General features: G+C 44.1%; 3 protein-coding genes. All 3 read left to right on the forward strand.

The features are described 5' to 3' along the window. Positions 1 to 658, forward strand: a 658-nt coding sequence (sucB, locus tag A3761_RS17050) for a dihydrolipoyllysine-residue succinyltransferase (protein ID WP_156491915.1), incomplete at its 5' end; no start/stop codon positions are given. Positions 659 to 683: 25 nt separating this feature from the next. After that, positions 684 to 2,123 (forward strand): dihydrolipoyl dehydrogenase, encoded by a 1,440-nt coding sequence (lpdA, locus tag A3761_RS17055; RefSeq protein ID WP_068553414.1) that lies wholly within the window; start codon positions 684 to 686, stop codon positions 2,121 to 2,123. Between the two features lie 189 nt (positions 2,124 to 2,312). Next, the coding region (gene sucC, locus A3761_RS17060; protein ID WP_068634322.1) for an ADP-forming succinate--CoA ligase subunit beta at positions 2,313 to 3,274 on the forward strand (962 nt) is incomplete at its 3' end.

A 3,274-nucleotide genomic window follows, 5' to 3' on the forward strand; every position in this document is an offset into this window, starting at 1 on the left:
TGCACGTCGATTGTTGGATGCAAGTCAAAATACTGCCATGTTGACCACCTTTAATGAGGTTAACATGAAGCCCTTAATGGATCTTAGAAAACAATATAAAGAGTTGTTTGAGAAGAAGCATGATGGCACTAAGCTTGGTTTCATGTCCTTATTCGTTAAAGCAGCTGCTGAAGCCTTGAAGCGCTTCCCGGCAGTTAATGCGTCAATCGATGGTGATGAAATTGTTTATCATGGTTATCAGGATATTGGTGTAGCGGTATCAAGTGATAAAGGCCTGGTAGTACCAGTCTTACGCGATGCAGATGGTATGAGCTTGGCAACAATTGAAGGATCAATCAAAGAGTATGGTCAAAAAGCCCGTAACGGTAAGCTCTCTATTGAAGAAATGACAGGCGGTACTTTCACTATTTCTAACGGTGGTGTATTCGGTTCCTTGATGTCTACGCCAATCTTGAATCCGCCTCAAACGGCGATTTTGGGTATGCATAAGATTCAAGAGAGACCTATGGCTGTTAATGGTGAGGTTGTGATCTTGCCGATGATGTACCTTGCTTTGTCTTATGACCATCGAATGATTGATGGTAAAGAAGCTGTTCAGTTCCTGGTTGCGATCAAGGAAATGATTGAAGATCCAGCTAGAATTCTTCTAGAAATTTAAGTCGAGAACCGGGAGATAAATATAAATGTCAAATAAGTATGATGTAATCGTAATTGGTTCTGGTCCGGCTGGATATGTTGCTGCAATTCGTTGTGGTCAGCTTGGCTTAAAGACTGCGTGTGTTGAAAAGTGGACATCTGAGACAGGTAAGCAGATTCTTGGTGGTACCTGTTTGAACGTGGGTTGTATCCCTTCAAAAGCCTTGCTTGAGTCTTCACATAAGTATGAAGAGGCGAAGCATGATTTTGACGTGCACGGTATTGGCCTGGACGATTTGAAGATTGACGTGCCTAAGATGATTGGCCGTAAAGATACGATTGTTAAGAATTTAACAGGTGGTATTGCATCTTTGTTCAAAGCAAATGGTGTAACGTCGATTCAAGGTACGGGTAAATTGCTTGCGGGTAAGCAGGTTGAAGTAACGGATGCCAAGGGTGGTGTTACTGTTTACGATGCTGACAATGTGATTCTTGCAACAGGTTCAACACCTGTAGAGATTCCGCCAGCACCTTTAACTGAAGGCCATATCGTTGATTCAACTGGTGCGCTGAACTTTGATGAAGTTCCTAAGCGTTTGGGCGTGATCGGGGCAGGTGTTATCGGCCTTGAATTGGGTAGTGTATGGGCGCGCTTGGGTTCTGAAGTAACGGTCCTCGAAGCTCAAGATACCTTCTTAAGTTCTGTTGATCAGCAAATTGCAAAAGAAGCGCTTAAGCAATTTAAGAAGCAGGGCTTGGATATTAAATTAAAGGCGCGTGTTAATGGTACCGATATCAAGCGCGGCCTCGTAAACGTTAGCTATGAAGATACCAAAGGTGCGCAAGAACTTAAGGTTGATAAGTTGATAGTCGCTGTCGGTCGCCGACCAGTAACAGAAGACTTGTTAGCGGCTGATAGCGGTGTAAACCTCGATGAGCGCGGATTTATCTTCGTAGATGACCATTGTAATACAGGCGTTCCGGGTGTTTATGCCGTAGGCGATGTTGTACGTGGTCCAATGCTAGCGCATAAAGGCTCTGAAGAGGGGGTTATGGTTGCTGAGCGTATTGCTGGTCAAAAGACTGAAGTTAATTACGATACGATTCCCGGGGTTATCTATACCAACCCTGAAATCTCTTGGGTTGGACGTACTGAAGAGCAGCTAAAGGCTGACGGTGTTGAGTATAACGTTGGTACTTGTCCGTTTGCTGCAAATGGCCGTGCAATGGCAGCGAATAACACTGCAGGTATGGTTAAGGTATTAGCAGATGCTAAGACGGACAGAGTACTTGGTGTTCATATGATAGGTGGCAGTACTTCTGAGCTAATTGCGCAAGCGGTTATCGCGATGGAGTTTGGTTCTAGCGCTGAAGACCTTGGTTTGACAATGTTTGCTCACCCAACATTGTCAGAAACGGTCCATGAAGCTGCATTAGCTGTTGGTGGTCATGCGATTCATATTGCAAATAGAAAGAAACGTAAATAAATAATAACGCATATTCCCCGCATTATTTCAATAGATAAGCGGGGCTAGTGCGAACATAACACGGGAAAGAAAAGGGATTTACGCTGTGCCAGCAATGAGTGGCGCAATGTGATCGGTTAAGGATTGACCGAGATTTTGTCCGGCCACTTAATACGAGTGGCATTAATCAATTAAATGACGGAATGAATTATGAATTTACACGAGTATCAGGCAAAACAACTCTTTGCTGAATACGGACTGCCTGTTTCTACAGGTTATGCATGTGACACAGCTGACGAAGCGGCTGCTGCAGCCGATAAAATTGGCGGCGATATGTGGGTAGTGAAGTGCCAGGTTCACGCAGGTGGCCGTGGTAAAGCAGGTGGCGTTAAGCTGGTTAAGTCCAAAGAAGAGATCAAGGCCTTTGCTGAGAGCTGGTTGGGTAAGAATCTTGTCACGTATCAAACAGACGAGAGTGGTCAGCCAGTTGCAAAAATTCTTGTTGAAAGTTGCACTGATATTGCTAACGAATTGTACTTGGGTGCCGTCGTAGATAGAGCGTCTCAGCGCGTAGTGTTTATGGCTTCTACTGAAGGTGGTGTTGAAATTGAAACTGTTGCTGAAGAAACGCCTGAATTGATTCACAAAGCTGAAATTGATCCACTGGTTGGCCCACAGCAGTATCAAGGTCGTGAGCTTGCATTCAAGTTAGGTCTTGAAGGCGATCAGATCAAGCAGTTCGTAAAAGTGTTTATGGGTTTGTCGAACATGTTCAATGATCATGATTTCGCACTATTAGAAATCAACCCTCTAGTCATTACAGACGAAGGTAACATCCACTGCTTGGATGGAAAAATTGGCGTTGATAGCAATGCTTTATATCGTCAGCCTAAGATCCGTGAAATGCACGATCCTTCTCAAGAAGATGAGCGTGAAGCACATGCTGCTAAATTCGAATTGAACTATGTTGCTCTGGACGGAAATGTTGGTTGTATGGTTAACGGTGCCGGTCTTGCAATGGGTACGATGGATATCGTTAACTTGCACGGTGGTAAGCCTGCTAACTTCTTGGATGTTGGTGGCGGTGCGACGAAAGAACGTGTTTCAGAAGCATTCAAAATTATTTTGTCTGACGACAATGTAAAAGCAGTATTGGTTAATATATTTGGTGG

It is taken from the genome of Oleiphilus sp. HI0123 (assembly GCF_001635315.1).